Consider the following 17,552-nt stretch of genomic DNA (forward strand, 5'->3'; position numbering starts at 1 on the left):
CGGCCCGCATGGCACAGTGGCCGCATGCCCGAGTCGTACACCAAGGCCAGTACTTCTCCTCCTCTGCTCATACGCACCGCCCAGCGCCCCGACGGCGAGCCGCTGGGCGCGCTCAGCCGGGCCGCCTGGTCCCCGCTGCACTCCGTTCAGCCGCGTCCGACGCCTCCGTACGAGCCCTTCTTCGACGAGCGGCACGAGCCTTCGGACTACCTCGTCGCGGAGACGGGCGGCCAGGTCGTCGGGTTCATCCGGCTGGTTTCGGCCACCCCGCTCGCCTGCAACCGGCACGTCCGGCAGATCCAGGGGCTCGAAGTCGCCGAAGCCGCGCGTGGCCGGGGCGTCGCGCGAGCCCTTCTGCGCGCCGCCTGCGAGGCCGCACGCCGTCAGGGCGCCACCCGCATCACCCTGCGCGTCCTCGGCCACAACGCCCCGGCCCGCGCCCTGTACGAGGCGGAGGGCTTCGCCGTGGAAGGCGTACTGCCCGGCGAGTTCCTCCTCGAAGGCGCGTACGTGGACGACGTCCTCATGGGACGTGCCCTGACCGCCTGACCGCCGATCCCTCCCCGAAAGGCAGGCCCGTGTCACACCCCCGCCCCTCGAACAACGCCGCCAAGGCCGCCGCCGACGCCGCCGGTATCGCCCTGCGCGGGCTCGACGCCGTCCGCGCCGACCTCGCCGCCGTCTACCGCGATCTGCACGCGCACCCCGAGCTGTCCTTCGCCGAGCACCGCACCGCCGCCGAAATAGCCGACCGGGCAAGGGAGTTCGGGTGCGAGGTGACGACCGGGGTCGGGCGCACCGGGGTCGTCGCGGTCCTGCGGAACGGGCCCGGGCCCACCGTGCTGCTCCGGGCCGACTTCGACGCGCTGCCGGTCGGCGAGCGGACCGGTCTCGACTACGCCTCCACCGTCGAGGGGGTCATGCACGCCTGCGGGCACGACATGCACGTGACCTGCCTGCTCGGCGCGCTCAAGCTGCTCGCCGACTCCCGCTCGCTGTGGAGCGGCACCGTGCTCGGCGTGTTCCAGCCCGCCGAGGAGATCGCGCAGGGCGCGCGGGCCATGCTCGACGACGGGCTCTACGAGCGGTTCGGGACGCCCGACGTCGTGCTCGGCCAGCACGTGGGCCCCTTCCCGGCCGGGCTGGTCGGCGCGCACGCGGGCCCCGCCTTCGCCGCCACCGACGGGCTCAAGGTCGTCATGTACGGCAAGGGGGCGCACGGTTCGCGACCCGAGGCGTCCGTCGACCCGGTGGTGATGGCCGCCTCGACCGTGCTGCGGCTCCAGACGATCGTCTCGCGCGAGATCCCGGGCGGCGAGACGGCCGTCGTCACCGTCGGCGCGCTGAACGCCGGGACCAAGGACAACATCATCCCGGACGAGGCCGAGCTGCAGATCAACATCCGGACGTACAAGGAGAACGTGCGGACCAGGGTCCTTGCCGCCGTCGAGCGGATCGTGCGGGGCGAGGCCGCCGTCGCCGGGGCCGACCGCGAGCCCGACATCACCGGGATCGACTCCTTCCCGGTACTCGTCAACGACGCCGAAGCGGTGGCGCGGACGATGGCGGCCGTCGGCGCGGTCATCGGCGACGACAAGGTGCTCGACCCGGGTCCCGTGACGGGCAGCGAGGACGTCGGCCTGTTCGGTACGGAGGCCCGAGTGCCGGTCTGCTACTGGCTGTTCGGGGGCGCGGACGCCGAGGCGTACGGCGCCGCTTTCGCCGCGGGCACCGTGGACCAGGACATCCCCTCCAACCACTCGCCCTTCTTCGCCCCGCTGGTCGAACCCACCCTGACCACCGGCGTCACGGCCCTGACGACCGCGGCGCTGGCCTGGCTCGACCTCCGCTGAACGGGCTCAGTGGCCCAACAGCCGCATCCCGCCCGTGAGTTCGCGCAGGCAGCGCACCGCGAGCTCGGCGGGGGAGCCCGGGCCCGTGGCCGGGGCGTCGGTTGCGGACCACGCCTCAAGGGCCACCCGGATCGCGTCCGTGGCCGCGGCCGCCGCGAGCCGTACCTCCAGGGCGTCGGCCCCCGGCCCCGCCAGGCGGGCCAGCACGGGCAGCAGGCGCTCCTCGGAGTCCTGGTTCACGCGGTACCAGACCGCGCGCAGCGCCGCGTCGTGCTCGGCCGCGCGCAGGAGCCCCCGGGTCCACCGGAACTGCTCGGCGGCGTGCGCGTCCGGCACCGCGAGGGCCTCCCGGACGGCGACCTCCAGGGTCTTCGCGAGGGAGCCGGGCTCGGCCGCTTCGAGCAGCGCCCGCCAGCGCTCGGCGCCGCCCGAGAGCAGCGGGCCGACCGCGTCCTGCTTGGAGCGGAAGTAGCGGTAGAAGGTGCGCAGCGCGACCCCGGCGTGCCGGGCGATGGCCTCGGCGGTGGTGCCGTCGGGCCCGTGCTCGGCGAAGAGCGCGGCCGCGGCGCGGGCGATGTCGAGCTGGGTCGCGGCCTTGCGGCGCTCGGTGAGCGAGGTCTTGGGCGGGGGGCCGGGCTGGGGTACGGGCTGGGTCACTTCGCAAGCGTACGCCCGGAGCCTCCGTATCTGCATGGATTGACTTCATGGCAAAACGTGCCACCAAGGCGTACGGTGGAAATATCCACCGGGAGCCTCCCACCGGCTCCCCCTGCGTCGAGAAAGCTGGACCGCGATGAGCGTGAACACCGTCACCGACCGCTACGAAGGACGCCGCGCCCTTGTCACGGGCGGTGGCTCCGGCATCGGGCAGGCCACCGTCCTTCGCCTGCTCGCCGAGGGCGGCCACGTCGTCGCCGCGGACGTCAGCGAGGCCGGTCTGAAGGACACCGCCGAGAAGGCGGGCGCCGCCCTCGGCCGGCTCACCACCCTGGTCGTCGACATAGCCGACGAGGACTCGGTGCGCGAGGCCGTCGCCGCCGCGGTCTCCGCGCTCGGCGGCCTGGACGTCCTGGTCAACGCGGCCGGCATCCTGCGCTCCTCGCACACCCACGAGACGAGCCTGGCCGACTTCAACAAGGTCGTCGCGGTCAACCTGACCGGCACCTTCCTCATGATCCGCGAGGCGATCCCGGCGCTGCTCGAAGGCAACGGCGCGGCCGTCGTCAACTTCAGCTCGACCTCGGCGATGTTCGCCCACCCCTACATGGCGGCGTACGCGGCCAGCAAGGGCGGCATCCAGTCGATGACGCACGCGCTCGCCGCCGAGTACGGCAAGCAGGGCATCCGGTTCACCGCCGTACAGCCCGGCTCGATCTCCTCCGGCATGACCGACGGAACCGGCGCCTCCAGGGCGAGCGTGGGCCCCGGCCTGCCCGCCGACGCCGACATGTCGCTCTTCATGAAGCTCGCCCCGGCCATCGGCCAGGGCTTCGCGGGCCCCGAGACGGTGGCCTCCGTGGTCGCGATGCTGGCCAGCGACGACGGCCGCTTCATCACCGGCACCGAGATCCGCATCGACGGCGGAACGCACTACTGAGCCGACAAGGCCCCGAGGCCTCGCCGGCCCGCTCTGCTCAGCCCGTCCCGAAACGCTCCCACAGGCGGGGGAAGCGGGCCGCGAGCGCCGACTCGTCCTCGAAGTCCAGCGCGGTTCCGGCCGGCTCCTCGGACTGGGCCGGGATGCCGAGGTCGGGCGCGACCACACCGGTGAGCTGCTCGTACGCCTCGTCCGCCGCGTAGCCGAGCTCCTCGCCGTCGCCGTCGACCTCCTCGTCGAACTCGCCGAGGAGGTCGGCCAGCGCGTCCGGGTCGTGCAGCGCGCCCTCGAAGATCTCGCGGCCCTGGCCGATGAGCCAGCAGCGGAAGTAGTCGAAGGCGTCGTCGCTGGCCCCGTCGAGCAGCACGGCGGCGGCTCCCCACAGGTCCCAGCGGTAGGCGCGGTTGTAGCGCGCCTCGAAGTGCCGGGCGAAGTCGAGCACGGATTCGGGGTCGTACTGCAGCAGCCGCTCCACGAGCAGGTCGGCCTGTTCCTCGGGGTCGCCGTCGGCGGCCTCGCGAGTACGGTCGACGATCTCCCAGAACTCCGTCTCGTCCATCACGGAACCAGCATCGTGGGTAGGGGGAGGCGGCGCACGCGGAGCCGCGCTTTTCGTCCGGTTGCCGCTCCTGGCTCACCCCTGGCACACCTGTAGCCATTCGTCCGCTGCGTGTTCGCCATCCGTTCGCCACTCGACGCGCCTGCTCGATTCGCGTGCTCGGCGCGCGTGCTCGGCTCGTTCCGCTACTCGTCGAGGGGCAGCGCGGTGGCGACCATCTCCCAGCGCGAGTCGAACCAGGCCTGCACCTGCTGGAACTCCGTGCGCTCCACGGACCGTGCCCCGTTCCCCTCCAGGGTGGCCGGGAACAGGGTGTCGCTGTGCAGTTCGAGCACTTCTATGGCCTCGGCGTCGACGAGGATGCGGGTCCTGCGCAGGAAGTAGTAGCCGGTCAGCATCTGGCTGCCGTTGATGAGGTAGCGCTTCTCGCCGGGCACCGTCGGCAGGCTCCGGATCTCCACGGACACCGAGCCGACCGTCCCCTCCTCGGCCAGCTGGGTGAGCGAGTGGTGCAGCGCCTCCGTGTACATCCGGATGACCCGGCGAAGGCGTCGCAGCGGGCGCAGGTCCGACGGGTCGTCGAGGTGGCGGGGGTAGGGGTGGTGGGTGTCGAGATCCGGCACCAGGACCCGTACCCGGACCGACTGCGGGGCCGGCCGGTCGCCGAGCCGGATGAGCTCGGCCTGCTGCTGCACGGCCCGGGAGAGCTCCTCGGTGTGCAGCGACCAGACGTCGAGCGAGACATGGGGTGCCTCGAAGGCGCGCGAGATGTAATAGACCAATGGCCGCCCGATGGCAGCCTGGCGGGCCACCCGGGCGCCCCGGCCCGGCACCCCTTCCTCCAGGAGCCCCTCGTCGCGCAGCAGCTGGAGCGCATTCTGCACGGTGCCGCGTCCGCAGCCGAAACGGCGCATGAGCTGCTCCTGCTTGGGCAGCGCCTCGCCGGGCGCCGGGACACCGTTCTGGATGTCCTGGCGCAGCGCGTCGGCGACCAGTCGGTAGCGGGGGGTCCCCCCGGCGTCGTCCCGGTCGGCCTCTGTGGTGTGGGTCGTCACCCAGCGAGGCTACAACTCGCGGTCAGGGCAGGCCAGATGGCTGCGTCGATCGGTCAACTCACTTGATTGACCGGTTGGTTGGACGTGATGGCCGCTCAATTCCACATTGGCACAGCTGTGTTGCCCAATATGCAGCGGGCTGACCATAGATGGCCGCCATTCAGTCAGGGTAGGAGAAGGGAACACGATCGCCTGCCAATGAAGGTACCGGGCTCAGTACTTGCGGTCCCCGGCGGCGACAACCGGAGGAGGTGTTCCATGGGACTGGAGACGCGCGTGCAAATCGTCCTCGAACTGCTGTCGAACGTAGGCGTGGTGTCCCTGCTCGGCCCGTCGGGCCTGCTGGTGCTCGCCCTGGGCGTCCTGCTCGCGAAGGGCGGCGCCGGCGCGGCCCCTCGGGAGCCGGGGCCGGTTCCGGCCGGGCCGCGCACGAACCTGGTGTGCGTGGCGGCCGTGATCCTGGTGCTCCTGCTGATCGCCGCGCTCTGAACGCGGGGGATTGACCGCCGGCCTCGGTGCGAGGTCGGCCGAAGGCGGCCCGCTCCGGATCCGGCTCAGTTCGGGTCCATGGGGCGGGCGATGGTGTTCCACAGCGAGTCGAACCACTGCTGGGTCTGCTCGACATAGCTGCGGGTGACCTGGTCGTCGTCCACCACGGTGTGCCGGAAGAGCATGCCTTCCACGCCGAGCATGTCGTAGATCTCGATCGGGTTCCGGTCGAGATCCACCGTGCGCTCGGTCACCTGGTAGTGGCCGGCGAGGACCTCGCGGCCGTTGAGGATGTAGACCTTCTGCGTCGGGGTGATCGACACCTTGCGGGCCTCGACCGTCACGTCCGGCACCAGGTCGCGGACCTTCAGCATGCGCAGCGAGTGCCGCAGTGAGCCGTAGATGTGGTTGCTGGTGATCCGCAGCCGCTCGCGCGGCCGGCCGTTCTGCAGGTCGCCGATCACCTGGGGCAGGGCGAGCGGGGCCTCGGCGTCGGGCAGCAGGATGCGGACCGCCACCCGGCGCGGGCCCGAGCCCTCGGCCTGCACCGTGACCAGCGGGCCGGCGAGCGCGGAGGCCAGCGTCTCGCCATTGAGGCAGTACGCGTCGATGGTCACCTCCTCCTGGCGGAAGCACTGCGCCACCCGCTCGCCCAGGAAGATCCCCGCGGGCCGCGGCGAATGGCGGCGCCCGCCGGGCACCTCGCGCCGGTTGTTCACGGATGCCTGGACGATCGCGGGGCGGGCCACCGTCGGCGGGGTGCCCTGCTGGGCCCGCCTGATCAGGCCTTCCCGCTCCAGGAGTTCGACGGCGCCGCGGACCGCGCCGCGCGGCACGGCGAACCGCTCGCTGAGCTGGGCCTGGGTCGGGAGGTGCTCACCGACCCGCAGCTCACCGGCGGTGATGAGCGCACGCAAGCCGTCCGCGACCACATCCCGCGGACGACGCTGTCCATCGGTCGAAGCGCTGCTACCAGGCACCCCGCCAGCGTACAACTTCCTGCCAATGACGGCGAGTTGTCTGCCGGAAACCGACCGTATCTGCCAATGTGGCGGTCCTATTCGTAGAGTTGGCGCAGGGCGCGGGCCGCCTCGGCGAAGCGGGCGCGTAGCTCGGCCGGCTCCAGGACCTCCAACTCCGGCCCCAGGCCGAGCAGTTGGCCGTACGCCACGTCCTGCGACTCGACCGGCAGCGTGAGCGTCAGCCGGCCGTCCTCGTCCGGTCCCTCACCCTCCTCCAGGGCCTCGCGCACCACACCGCGGTCGCTGGTGACGTACGGCAGCCGAGCGGCCCCGGCCGGCGAGACCCGTACGACCACGGTCTCCCGGAGCACCGAGCGCGCGAACTCCTCGGCACGGGCCTCCCAGAAGCGCGGCAGGTCGAAGCCCTCGTCACGTACGAAGCGGTCCTCGCCGACCGCGACCGCGGTGAACCGGTCGAGGCGGTACACCCGGAAGCCGTCGCCCTCGTCGGCCGCCCGGGCGCACAAGTACCAGACGCCCGCCTTCAGGACCAGGCCGTACGGTTCCAGCTCGCGCTCCACCTCGGCGCGGTCCGGGCGCCGGTAGCCGACCCGCACCCTGCGGTCGTCCCACACCGCCTCGGCGACGGCGGGCAGCAGCTCGGGCGTCTCGGGCTCCTGCCACCAGCCGGGGGCGTCCAGGTGGAAGCGCTGGGCGGCGGCGGACGGGGCGTCCTTGAGGGAGGGGAGCAGGGCGGCCGACACCTTCAGGCGGGCGGCCGATGCGGCGTCCTCCAGGCCCATCTCCCGCAGCGCGCCCGGCACTCCGGACAGGAACAGCACCTCGGCCTCGGAGCGGGCGAGGCCCGTCAGGCGTGTCCGGTACCCGCCGACCAGGCGGTACCCGCCGGTCCGGCCCCGGTCCGCGTACACCGGCACCCCGGCCTCGGCCAGCGCCTGCGCGTCCCGGGTCACGGTCCGCTCCGAGACCTCCAGCTCGCGCGCCAGCTCGGTGGCGGTCATGGCGGGCCGCGCCTGTAGCAGGAGCACCATCTTGATGAGCCGGGCTGCACGCATGCGCCCATGATGCAGGGTGCTCGGGCCGTGACGTGCCGGGCGCCCTCAAGGGCACCGCACTTCCCCGCCCCGGCGGCTACCGATGCGCCTCGTCCAGCTGGACGACCGAGAACACCCCGCCCTGCGGGTCCCGCAGCAGGGCGAAACGGCCCGGCGGGATGGGGGTGGGCGGGACGTGGACCTCGCCGCCCAGTTCCCGCGCCTTCGCCGCGGTCGCGTCGCAGTCCTCGACCTCGACGTACACCATCCAGTGCGGCGGCACCTCCGGCGGGAAGTCCTCGTTCATCCGCATCATGCCGCCGAAGCTCTTGCCTTCGAGCTCCCATTCCGTGTACTCGGAGCTGCCGTACGGCTCGCTGTCGCCGCTCCAGCCGAAGACGGTGCTGTAGAAGGTCCTGGCCTGGTCCGGATTCCGGGTGAGCAGCTCGAACCAGCACATGCTGTACGGCTTGTCGGCCACCCCGAAGCCCTTGTGCTCCTTGGGCTGCCAGACGCCGAAGACCGCGCCCTCGGGGTCGGCGAACACCGCGAGCCGGCCCGAGTCGAAGACGTCCATGGGCCCCGCGACGATCGAGCCGCCGTTGCCGGTCACCGCCGCGGCCGTGGCGTCGGCGGAGTCGACCTGGTAGTACGCCAGCCAGGCCACCGGCTGCTCCGGAGCCATGCAGGGCCCGTACCCGCCGACGTACTCGTCGCCGAGCAGGAACATCCCGTAGCCGCCCGCCTCCTCCATCGGCACGTCCGCGCCCTGCCAGCCGAAGAGCCCGCCGTAGAAGGACTTGGCGGCGGCAACGTCGGTCGTCGACAGGTCGGCCCAGGCGGGCGCGGACGGGCGGTTGTAGATCTTCATGCGGTGCTCCCGGAGTGGTGGCGCCCCCGGTCGACCATTCACGCACGCGTGCCCCGCCCCGGCAATCGGGACGGGGCACGCGTGCGTGACTGCGAAAGACCTACAGGCCGTAGCGCTCGCGCGCTTCCTTCACGGCCGTGACCGGGACCTCGCCGCGCCGGGCGAGCTGGGCCAGGGCCGCGACGACGATCGACTGGGCGTCGACGCCGAAGTGGCGGCGGGCCGCCTCGCGGGTGTCGGAGAGGCCGAAGCCGTCCGCGCCGAGCGAGGAGTAGTCCTGCTCGACCCACTGCGCGATCTGGTCCGGGACCTGGCGCATGTAGTCGGAGACCGCGAGGACGGGGGAGTCGATGCCCTCAAGTGCCGTGCGGATGAAGGGAGTTCGCTCCTCGCCGCGCAGCAGTGCCGCGTCGGCCTCAAGCGCGTCGCGCCGCAGCTCGGTCCACGAGGTCGCGGACCACACGTCGGCGGCCACGCCCCACTCCTCGGCGAGCAGCTTCTGGGCCTCGAGCGTCCAGTGGATCGCCGTGCCCGAGCCAAGCAGCTGGATGCGCGAGGCATTGGCCGGGACGGTGACGCCCGCCGACTCGGCCGTGTTGAAGCGGTACAGGCCCTTGACGATGCCCTCGTCGATGCCCGCGGGCTTCGCCGGCTGCGGCATCGGCTCGTTGTAGACCGTCAGGTAGTAGAAGACGTCTCGGTCCTCGCCCGGGGCCGCCTCGCCGTACATGCGGCGCAGACCGTCCTTGACGATGGCCGCGACCTCGTAGGCGAAGGCCGGGTCGTACGACATCGCCGCCGGGTTGGTCGCCGCGATCATCGGGGAGTGGCCGTCCGCGTGCTGGAGGCCCTCACCGGTCAGGGTCGTCCGGCCGGCGGTGGCGCCCACCAGGAAGCCGCGGCCGAGCTGGTCGCCGAGCTGCCACATCTGGTCGGCCGTGCGCTGCCAGCCGAACATCGAGTAGAAGATGTAGAACGGGATCATCGCTTCGCCGTGCGTGGCGTACGCGCTGGACGCGGCGATGAAGTCGGCCATCGAGCCGGCCTCGGTGATGCCCTCGTTGAGGATCTGGCCGTCCTTGGCCTCGCGGTAGTACATCAGCTGGTCGCGGTCGACCGGCTCGTACGTCTGGCCCTTCGGCGAGTAGATGCCGAGCGAGGGGAACAGCGACTCCATGCCGAAGGTGCGGGCCTCGTCCGGGACGATCGGGACCCAGCGCTTGCCGGTCGTCTTGTCGCGGATCAGGTCCTTCATCAGCCGGACGAACGCCATGGTGGTGGCCATGGACTGCTGGCCGGAGCCCTTGTCGAAGGCCGCGAACGACTTGTCGGCCGGGGCCGGCAGCGGGGCGATCGCGTGGCTGCGGCGGGCCGGGGCCGGGCCGCCGAGGGCCGCGCGGCGCTCCTGGAGGTAGCGGACCTCGGGGGAGTCGGCGCCCGGGTGGCCGTAGGGAACGACACCGTCGACGAACTGGGCGTCGGAGATGGGGAGTTCAAGGAGGTCACGCATGTTCTTGAACTCGTCGTTGGTGAGCTTCTTCATCTGGTGGTTCGCGTTCTTGGACGCGAAGCCGTCGCCGAGCGTGAAGCCCTTGACGGTCTGGGCCAGGATGACGGTCGGCGCACCCTTGTGGGACAGGGCGGCCTTGTAGGCGGCGTACACCTTGCGCGGCTCGTGGCCACCGCGCGACAGGTGGAAGCACTCCAGGATCTTGTCGTCCGAGAGCAGCTTCGCCATCTCGACGAGCGCCGGGTCCTTGCCGAAGAAGTCCTCGCGGATGTAGGCCGCGTCCCGCGTCTGGTACGTCTGCACCTGGGCGTCGGGGACCTCGCGCAGACGGCGGACGAGCGCGCCGGTGGTGTCGAGCTGGAAGAGCTCGTCCCAGGCGCCGCCCCACAGCGACTTCACGACGTTCCAGCCGGCGCCGCGGAACTGGGCCTCCAGCTCCTGCACGATCTTGAAGTTGGCGCGGACCGGGCCGTCGAGGCGCTGCAGGTTGCAGTTGATGACGAAGGTCAGGTTGTCCAGACCCTCGCGGGAGGCGAGCGCGAGGGCCGCCGTCGACTCGGGCTCGTCCATCTCGCCGTCGCCGAGGAACGCCCACACGTGGGAGTTCGAGACGTCCTTGATGTTCCGGTTGGTGAGGTACCGGTTGAAGCGCGCCTGATAGATCGCGGAGAGCGGGCCGAGCCCCATGGAGACGGTCGGGAACTCCCACAGCCAGGGCAGCCGGCGGGGGTGCGGGTAGGAGGGCAGGCCGTCGCCGGCCGACTCCTGGCGGAACTTGTCGAGGTGCGCCTCGGTGAGGCGGCCGTCGAGGAAGGCGCGGGCGTAGATGCCGGGCGAGGCGTGGCCCTGGATGTAGAGCTGGTCGCCGGAGCCGTCGCCCTCCTTCCCGCGGAAGAAGTGGTTGAAGCCGGTCTCGTACAGCCAGGCCGCGGACGCGAAGGTCGCGATGTGGCCGCCGACGCCGTGCTTCGAGCCGCGGGTCACCATGGCCGCCGCGTTCCAGCGGTTCCATGCGGTGATCCGGCGCTCCATCTCCTCGTCGCCGTCGATGACGGGCTCGGAGGAGGAGGGAATGGTGTTGACGTAGTCCGTCTCCAGCAGCTTGGGCAGGGCGAGGCCCGCGCCTTCGGCGTGCTGGAGCGTGCGGCGCATCAGATACGCGGCCCTATGCGGGCCGGCGGCCTTGGCGACGGCATCGAGGGAGGCCGCCCATTCGGCGGTCTCCTCGGTGTCACGGTCCGGGAGCTGGTCGAGCTCGCTCGGAAACTTGGCTACGGGGTCGATCATGATCGCCGCCTTCCGGACAGGAGGGGGGTGGAGAAAAGGGGGCCTTTGTCTGGCAGGACGGGGCCTTGGACCGGTGAGTCCGCCGTCGACTGTAAGCCGCCGATCGATGATCGATCAAAGTGCTGGGCCAAAAACTTCTTCGAATCGCGAAAGTCGGCACAGGGTGCCGCAAAAAAGGGCACCGGGTGCCTTGCTTTTGAAGGGCCCCGGCACCCGGCCGCGCAGGTCAGGCGCTACGCGGCGCGCACCCCAGGACATGGGCCTTCACCAGCGCCCCGATGGCCGGATCCCGCCGCCGGAACGCGGCGACCAGGTCCTCGTGCTCCTCGGCATAGGACTTCTGGACGGTGCCGAGCCAGCGGATGGACAGCGCCGTGAACACCTCGATGCCGAGGCCTTCCCATGTGTGCAACAGCACACTGTTGTCGGCCGCCCTCACCAGTTCCCGGTGGAAACCGACGGTGTGGCGCACCTGCGCGGTGCCGTCGGCCGCCCGGTCGGCCTCGTACAGGGCCGCCACATGGGGCTCCAGGGCCGAGCAGTCCTCGGCGAGCCGCCCGGCCGCCAGCTCGGCCGCGATCTGCTCCAGACCGGCCCGCACCGGGTAGCTCTCCTCCAGGTCGGCCGCGGTCAGGTTCCGCACCCGTACGCCCTTGTTGGGCGCCGACTCGATGAGGCGCAGGCTCTCCAGCTCCCGCAGGGCCTCGCGCACCGGCGTCTGGCTGACCTGGAGCTCCACCGCGATACGCCGCTCCACGATCCGCTCGCCGGGCTTCCAGCGCCCGCTGACGATCCCCTCCACGATGTGCTCGCGGATCTGCTCGCGCAGCGAGTGGACGACGGGCACGGTCATGGGGGCTCCTTAAAACGAGCGGCGACCCCCAAACAATACGGCCGTGCCCCCGTCCGGATCAGCCCGGACGGGGGCACGGCCGCTGGTGAGACGAGTCTTACAACCGTCCCACGCTGCCTCGGGAGCCTTACAGGCCGAGCTCGACCTCGAACTCGCCGGCCTCCAGGATCGCCTTCACGGCCGTCAGGTAGCGGGCCGCGTCGGCGCCGTCCACCAGACGGTGGTCGTAGGAGAGCGACAGGTACGTCATGTCGCGGACGCCGATGACGGTGCCCTCGGCGGTCTCGATGACCGCCGGACGCTTGACGGTGGCGCCGATGCCCAGGATGGCGACCTGGTTCGGCGGCACGATGACCGTGTCGAACAGCGCACCGCGCGAGCCGGTGTTGCTGATGGTGAAGGTCGCGCCGGACAGCTCGTCCGGGGTGATCTTGTTGGCGCGGACCTTGCCGGCCAGGTCGGCCGTGGCCTTCGAGATACCGGCGATGTTCAGGTCGCCCGCACCCTTGATGACCGGCGTCATCAGACCCTTCTCGGAGTCCACGGCGATGCCGATGTTCTCCGAGTCGAAGTACGTGATGGTGCCCTCGTCCTCGTTGATCCGGGCGTTGATGACCGGGTGGGCCTTCAGCGCCTGGGCCGCCGCCTTCACGAAGAACGGCATCGGGGACAGCTTGACGCCCTCACGGGCGGCGAAGGAGTCCTTCGCCTGGCCGCGCAGCTTCATCAGCTTGGTGATGTCGACCTCGACGACCGAGGTCAGCTGGGCCTGCGAGTGCAGGGCCTTCATCATGTTGTCGCCGATGACCTTGCGCATGCGGGTCATCTTGACCGTCTGGCCGCGCAGCGGGGACGCCTCGACGGACGGGGCGGCCTTCTTGGCGGCGGGGGCGGCGGCCGGAGCCGGAGCCTTGGCGGCCTCGGCGGCGGCGATGACGTCCTGCTTGCGGATGCGACCGCCGACGCCGGTGCCCTTGACCGCGCCCAGGTCCACACCGGACTCGGAGGCGAGCTTGCGGACCAGCGGCGTGACGTACGCGCCGTCGTCACCGGAGGTGGCGGCCGGAGCCGGAGCCGGGGTGACCGGAGCCGGAGCGGCCACGGGGGCCGGGGCGGGCGCGACCGGGGCGGCCGGAGCAGCCACCGGGGCCGGAGCCGGAGCGGCCACGGGGGCCGGGGTGGGCGCCGGAGCGGCGGCCGGGGCCGGAGCCGCCGGAGCCGGTACGGCGGCCGGAGCCGCGCCCGGGGCACCGATGACGGCGAGCTTGGCGCCGACCTCGGCGGTCTCGTCCTCGGCGACCACGATCTCCAGGAGCACACCGGCGACCGGGGCGGGGATCTCGGTGTCGACCTTGTCGGTGGAGACCTCGAGCAGCGGCTCGTCCTCGGCCACCTCCTCGCCGACCTCCTTGAGCCAGCGGGTGACGGTGCCCTCGGTGACGCTCTCGCCGAGCGCGGGGAGGACGACGTCGGTGCCGGTGGCACCACCGGCGGCCGGGGCGGCCGGAGCAGCGGCGGCCGGAGCCGGCGCGGCGGGGGCCTCGGCGACCGGAGCGGCCGGGGCGGGGGCGGCGGCGGGGGCCTGGGCCTCGGCCGGAGCCGGGGCAGCAGCCGGCGCACCGGTGCCGTCGTCGATGATGGCGAGCTCGGCACCGACCTCGACGGTCTCGTCCTCGGCCACCTTGATGGAGGCCAGGATGCCGGAGGCGGGGGCGGGGATCTCGGTGTCGACCTTGTCGGTCGAGACCTCGAGCAGCGGCTCGTCGGCCTCGACGCGCTCGCCCTCGGCCTTCAGCCAGCGGGTGACGGTGCCCTCGGTGACGCTCTCGCCGAGCGCCGGAAGGGTTACGGAAACCGACATGGTTTCGGTTGCTCCTTACGAATTGCGGTAGTGGTCGTCGCGCCCGAGGGGCTACTAGTCGTGGGAGTGCAGCGGCTTGCCGGCCAGCGCCAGGTGGGCCTCGCCGAGCGCCTCGTTCTGCGTCGGGTGCGCGTGGATGAGCTGCGCGACCTCGGCCGGCAGAGCCTCCCAGTTGTAGATCAGCTGGGCTTCGCCGACCTGCTCGCCCATACGGTCACCGACCATGTGGACGCCGACCACGGCGCCGTCCTTGACCTGGACGAGCTTGATCTCGCCCGCGGTCTTGAGGATCTTGCTCTTGCCGTTGCCCGCGAGGTTGTACTTCAGAGCGACGACCTTGTCCGCACCGTAGATCTCCTTGGCCTTGGCCTCGGTGATGCCCACGGAGGCGACCTCGGGGTGGCAGTACGTCACCCGGGGCACGCCGTCGTAGTCGATCGGGACGGTCTTGAGACCGGCCAGACGCTCCGCCACCAGGATGCCCTCGGCGAAGCCGACGTGCGCGAGCTGGAGCGTCGGGACGAGGTCGCCGACGGCGGAGATGGTGGGCACGTTGGTGCGCATGTACTCGTCGACCAGGACGTAGCCGCGGTCCATCGCGACGCCCTGCTCCTCGTAGCCGAGGCCCTGGGAGACCGGGCCGCGGCCGATGGCGACGAGGAGGACCTCGGCCTCGAACTCCTTGCCGTCGGCCAGCGTGACCTTCACACCGTTGGCGGTGTATTCGGCCTTCTGGAAGAAGGTGCCCAGGTTGAACTTGATGCCGCGCTTGCGGAACGCGCGCTCCAGGATCTTGGAGCTGTTCTCGTCCTCGACCGGCACGAGGTGCTTGAGGCCCTCGATGACGGTGACGTCGGTGCCGAAGGACTTCCATGCCGAGGCGAACTCGACGCCGATGACGCCGCCGCCCAGGATGATCGCGGACTGCGGGACGCGGTCCAGGGTCAGCGCGTGGTCCGAGGAGATGATGCGGTTGCCGTCGATCTCCAGGCCCGGCAGCGACTTCGGCACGGAGCCGGTCGCCAGGAGGACGTGGCGGCCCTGGATGCGCTGGCCGTTGACGTCCACGGAGGTGGCCGACGACAGCCGTCCCTCGCCCTCGATGTAGGTCACCTTGCGGGAGGCGACCAGGCCCTGCAGACCCTTGTACAGGCCCGAGATGACCTCGTCCTTGTACGCGTGGACCGCGTTGATGTCGATGCCCTCGAAGGTGGCCTTGACACCGAACTGGCCGGCCTCGCGCGCCTGGTCGGCGATCTCGCCGGCGTGCAGCAGGGCCTTCGTGGGGATGCAGCCGTTGTGCAGGCAGGTGCCGCCGAGCTTGTTCTTCTCGATCAGTGCGACGTCCAGGCCCAGCTGCGCTCCGCGCAGGGCCGCGGCGTAGCCGCCACTGCCACCGCCGAGGATCACTAGGTCGAAAACGGTGCTGGCGTCGTTCGCCACGTCACGTCCTCCATGCATGTGCGCCGGGCGCGGTCGTCGATGACCGGCGGCGGCTGGTATTCGGCCGCTTGTCTTCGGCCCTGTGGTGGGGGCCCTGTCCTGCCGAGAACCCATCTTCGCACTTGTTGACGGAAGGCGGGACGCGGGGCCGGGGTCTGAGACGCCTGATCGTCGGACTCGGCGCTTCTCAGGGGTGACTCCACCGCACAGCGGCGGCGTACGGATTTCATCGACAGCGAAATCCGGCCGAAGCGTGACGGTACGGAGCGTGAACACGGGCGGCCCCGGGATCCATACCCGGGGCCGCCGTGTGTCGGCTGTGCGCGGGCTCTCAGCCGAGGTCGCCCGAGGCGGTGCGCTCGGCGAGCCGGAGCAGGGTGCGCACCGAGGAGCCGGTGCCGCCCTTGGGGGTGTAGCCGTGCGGGGCGCCCTCGTTGAAGGCCGGGCCCGCGATGTCCAGGTGGGCCCAGGTGATGCCCTCGCCGACGAACTCCTTCAGGAACAGGCCCGCCACCAGGCCGCCGCCCATCCGCACGCCCATGTTGGCGAGGTCGGCGGTGGGGGAGTCCATGGTCTTGCGCAGGTTGGCGGGCAGCGGCATCGGCCAGGACTGCTCGCCGGACTCCTCCGCGATCTCGTGGATCGCGGTGCGGAAGGCGTCGTCGTTGGCCATGATCCCGAAGGTGTGGTCGCCGAGCGCGAGGACCATGGCGCCGGTCAGCGTCGCCACGTCGACGATCGCGTCGGGCTTCTCCTCGGAGGCCTTCCACAGCGCGTCGGCCAGGACCAGGCGGCCCTCGGCGTCGGTGTTGAGGACCTCGACGGTCTTGCCGCTGTACATGCGCAGGACGTCACCCGGGCGGGTGGCGGAGCCCGACGGCATGTTCTCGGCCAGCGCGAGCCAGCCGGTGACGTTCACTTCGAGGCCCAGGCGCGCGGCCGCGACGACGGCGGCGAACACGGCGGCGGCGCCGCTCATGTCGCACTTCATCGTCTCGTTGTGGCCGGCCGGCTTGAGCGAGATGCCGCCCGAGTCGTAGGTGATGCCCTTGCCGACGAACGCGAGGTGCTTGGCGTTCTTGGCGTGCGTGTACGAGATCTTCACCAGGCGCGGCGGGTTCGCCGAGCCGACGCCGACGCCGAGGATGCCGCCGAAGCCGCCCTTCTCCAGCGCCTTCTCGTCCAGGACCTGGACCTTGAGGCCGTGCTCCTTGCCGGCCGCCGACACGACCGCGGCGAAGGCCTCGGGGGTGAGGTCGTTCGGCGGGGTGTTGATCAGGTCGCGGGCGCGGTTCATCTCCTCGGCGAGCGCGAGCGAGCGCTCGGCGGCGGCCTTGTGGGCCTTGTCGCGCGGCTTGGCGCCGAGCAGCGCCACCTCGGCGAGCGGGCCCTTGGCGTCGGCGCCGCGATCCTGGTAGGCGGTGAAGGCGTACGCGCCCAGCAGGGCGCCCTCGCCGATCGCCTCGATGTCCTCGGCGGCCTCGATGGGCAGCGCGAACGCGGCCTTCTTGACGCCGTGCAGGGCGCGGGCGGCGTTGCCCGCGGCGGTGCGCAGCACCTCGGAGGCGTACGCCTCGTCGTCGGCGGGAGCGGTGCCGAGGCCCACCGCGAGGACGAACGGGGCCTTGAGGCCGGCGGGGGAGACGGCCTTGGTCACCTCACCCTCGGCACCACTGGCGCCGAGGGTCGCCAGGACAGCGGCGAGCTTCCCGTCGAACGCCTTGTCCACGGCCTCGGCGCCGGGCGCGACGACCAGCCCACCCTTGGGGCCGGCGGCCTTGGCGACGCCGACGACGAGGGCGTCGGCGCGCAGCGTTGCCGCACCGGCAGTGCTGAGAGTCAGAGCAGTCACGGTGGTGAGATCTCTCTTCCTTGAGAATCCTGTGGAGTGTTCGACCGTCGGATGGGCCGGCCGGGGCCGGGGACATCGTATTTCGGGCGGGTCGACCACCGGTCACCGAGCCTACGCGCGGTGACGGCGTTCGATAGCGGTGGCGGTAATTCACTCATCCGTGGTGTCTCTTTCACGTTTGGCCCGCACGCTTCGTGAGAGCTACGTCACACTCGCCTCAATCGGGCACAGGGGGCACCGTGCCTCTTTGCATCATCACGACAGGTTCTCCGCGCGCACTCCGCGTGCGGAGGCTCTCTTTGGGG

The 17,552-nt window shown here is 71.4% G+C and carries 15 protein-coding genes; 4 read left to right on the forward strand and 11 right to left on the reverse strand.

What is annotated here, in order from left to right:
- Positions 1-24: 24 nt before the first annotated feature.
- Both IE206_RS06335 and IE206_RS06340 read left to right on the forward strand, forming a co-directional pair.
- Positions 25-549 carry a GNAT family N-acetyltransferase gene (locus tag IE206_RS06335; RefSeq protein WP_189961014.1) on the forward strand — a complete coding sequence of 175 codons (525 nt, stop codon included), beginning with the start codon at positions 25-27 and terminating at the stop codon, positions 547-549.
- A gap of 86 nt (positions 550-635) precedes the next feature.
- Positions 636-1,853 (forward strand): amidohydrolase, encoded by a 1,218-nt coding sequence (locus tag IE206_RS06340; protein ID WP_189961399.1) that lies wholly within the window; start codon positions 636-638, stop codon positions 1,851-1,853.
- A gap of 6 nt (positions 1,854-1,859) precedes the next feature.
- Here IE206_RS06340 and IE206_RS06345 read toward each other — a convergent pair whose 3' ends face one another.
- Positions 1,860-2,546 (reverse strand): TetR/AcrR family transcriptional regulator, encoded by a 687-nt coding sequence (locus IE206_RS06345; RefSeq protein WP_189961015.1) that lies wholly within the window; start codon positions 2,544-2,546, stop codon positions 1,860-1,862.
- Between the two features lie 100 nt (positions 2,547-2,646).
- Here IE206_RS06345 and IE206_RS06350 point away from each other — a divergent pair, with 100 nt between their 5' ends.
- The gene (locus tag IE206_RS06350; RefSeq protein WP_189961016.1) at positions 2,647-3,450 is read left to right on the forward strand and encodes an SDR family NAD(P)-dependent oxidoreductase; all 804 of its coding nucleotides are present in this window, start codon (positions 2,647-2,649) and stop codon (positions 3,448-3,450) included.
- A gap of 37 nt (positions 3,451-3,487) precedes the next feature.
- Here the strand turns inward: IE206_RS06350 and IE206_RS06355 are convergent, their stop codons facing one another.
- Both IE206_RS06355 and IE206_RS06360 read right to left on the reverse strand, forming a co-directional pair.
- Entirely contained in the window at positions 3,488-4,009 is a 522-nt protein-coding gene (locus IE206_RS06355) for a DUF4240 domain-containing protein (protein WP_189961400.1), read from the reverse strand.
- Between the two features lie 185 nt (positions 4,010-4,194).
- Positions 4,195-5,064 (reverse strand): GntR family transcriptional regulator, encoded by an 870-nt coding sequence (locus tag IE206_RS06360; RefSeq protein WP_189961017.1) that lies wholly within the window; start codon positions 5,062-5,064, stop codon positions 4,195-4,197.
- Between the two features lie 258 nt (positions 5,065-5,322).
- Here IE206_RS06360 and IE206_RS06365 point away from each other — a divergent pair, with 258 nt between their 5' ends.
- Positions 5,323-5,553 carry a hypothetical protein gene (locus IE206_RS06365; protein WP_189961018.1) on the forward strand — a complete coding sequence of 77 codons (231 nt, stop codon included), beginning with the start codon at positions 5,323-5,325 and terminating at the stop codon, positions 5,551-5,553.
- Positions 5,554-5,618: 65 nt separating this feature from the next.
- Here the strand turns inward: IE206_RS06365 and IE206_RS06370 are convergent, their stop codons facing one another.
- The 8 genes from IE206_RS06370 to IE206_RS06405 all read right to left on the reverse strand — a co-directional run bounded on the left by IE206_RS06370 (position 5,619) and on the right by IE206_RS06405 (position 17,247).
- Positions 5,619-6,533 (reverse strand): winged helix-turn-helix domain-containing protein, encoded by a 915-nt coding sequence (locus IE206_RS06370; protein ID WP_189961019.1) that lies wholly within the window; start codon positions 6,531-6,533, stop codon positions 5,619-5,621.
- A 77-nt stretch (positions 6,534-6,610) separates the two neighbouring features.
- Positions 6,611-7,591: a helix-turn-helix transcriptional regulator gene (locus IE206_RS06375; protein WP_189961020.1), complete on the reverse strand. Its 981-nt coding sequence runs from the start codon at positions 7,589-7,591 to the stop codon at positions 6,611-6,613.
- Between the two features lie 76 nt (positions 7,592-7,667).
- Complete coding sequence (locus IE206_RS06380) at positions 7,668-8,441, reverse strand: VOC family protein (protein WP_189961021.1); 774 nt, start codon at positions 8,439-8,441, stop codon at positions 7,668-7,670.
- Between the two features lie 100 nt (positions 8,442-8,541).
- Complete coding sequence (aceE, locus tag IE206_RS06385; RefSeq protein WP_189961022.1) at positions 8,542-11,238, reverse strand: pyruvate dehydrogenase (acetyl-transferring), homodimeric type; 2,697 nt, start codon at positions 11,236-11,238, stop codon at positions 8,542-8,544.
- Between the two features lie 226 nt (positions 11,239-11,464).
- Positions 11,465-12,091 (reverse strand): GntR family transcriptional regulator, encoded by a 627-nt coding sequence (locus IE206_RS06390; RefSeq protein WP_189961023.1) that lies wholly within the window; start codon positions 12,089-12,091, stop codon positions 11,465-11,467.
- A gap of 127 nt (positions 12,092-12,218) precedes the next feature.
- Positions 12,219-13,952: a 2-oxoglutarate dehydrogenase, E2 component, dihydrolipoamide succinyltransferase gene (sucB, locus tag IE206_RS06395; protein ID WP_189961024.1), complete on the reverse strand. Its 1,734-nt coding sequence runs from the start codon at positions 13,950-13,952 to the stop codon at positions 12,219-12,221.
- A gap of 54 nt (positions 13,953-14,006) precedes the next feature.
- Positions 14,007-15,395, reverse strand: coding sequence for a dihydrolipoyl dehydrogenase (gene lpdA / locus IE206_RS06400; protein ID WP_189961025.1), 1,389 nt, complete (start codon positions 15,393-15,395; stop codon positions 14,007-14,009).
- A 331-nt stretch (positions 15,396-15,726) separates the two neighbouring features.
- Complete coding sequence (locus IE206_RS06405; RefSeq protein WP_189961026.1) at positions 15,727-17,247, reverse strand: leucyl aminopeptidase; 1,521 nt, start codon at positions 17,245-17,247, stop codon at positions 15,727-15,729.
- Positions 17,248-17,552: the final 305 nt, after the last annotated feature.

Origin of the sequence: Streptomyces violascens (assembly GCF_014649955.1) — a bacterium.
GTDB lineage: Bacteria > Actinomycetota > Actinomycetes > Streptomycetales > Streptomycetaceae > Streptomyces > Streptomyces violascens.

What these genes read in the sequence shown, in the direction of transcription:
- IE206_RS06380 (WP_189961021.1), bottom strand. Translation starts at nt 8,441, where the DNA reads ATGAAGATCTACAACCGCCCGTCCGCGCCCGCCTGGGCCGACCTGTCG.
- aceE (WP_189961022.1), bottom strand. Translation starts at nt 11,238, where the DNA reads ATGATCGACCCCGTAGCCAAGTTTCCGAGCGAGCTCGACCAGCTCCCG.
- IE206_RS06375 (WP_189961020.1), bottom strand. Translation starts at nt 7,591, where the DNA reads ATGCGTGCAGCCCGGCTCATCAAGATGGTGCTCCTGCTACAGGCGCGG.
- IE206_RS06345 (WP_189961015.1), bottom strand. Translation starts at nt 2,546, where the DNA reads ATGCAGATACGGAGGCTCCGGGCGTACGCTTGCGAAGTGACCCAGCCC.
- IE206_RS06355 (WP_189961400.1), bottom strand. Translation starts at nt 4,009, where the DNA reads ATGGACGAGACGGAGTTCTGGGAGATCGTCGACCGTACTCGCGAGGCC.
- IE206_RS06390 (WP_189961023.1), bottom strand. Translation starts at nt 12,091, where the DNA reads ATGACCGTGCCCGTCGTCCACTCGCTGCGCGAGCAGATCCGCGAGCAC.
- IE206_RS06365 (WP_189961018.1), top strand. Translation starts at nt 5,323, where the DNA reads ATGGGACTGGAGACGCGCGTGCAAATCGTCCTCGAACTGCTGTCGAAC.
- IE206_RS06335 (WP_189961014.1), top strand. Translation starts at nt 25, where the DNA reads ATGCCCGAGTCGTACACCAAGGCCAGTACTTCTCCTCCTCTGCTCATA.
- IE206_RS06350 (WP_189961016.1), top strand. Translation starts at nt 2,647, where the DNA reads ATGAGCGTGAACACCGTCACCGACCGCTACGAAGGACGCCGCGCCCTT.
- sucB (WP_189961024.1), bottom strand. Translation starts at nt 13,952, where the DNA reads ATGTCGGTTTCCGTAACCCTTCCGGCGCTCGGCGAGAGCGTCACCGAG.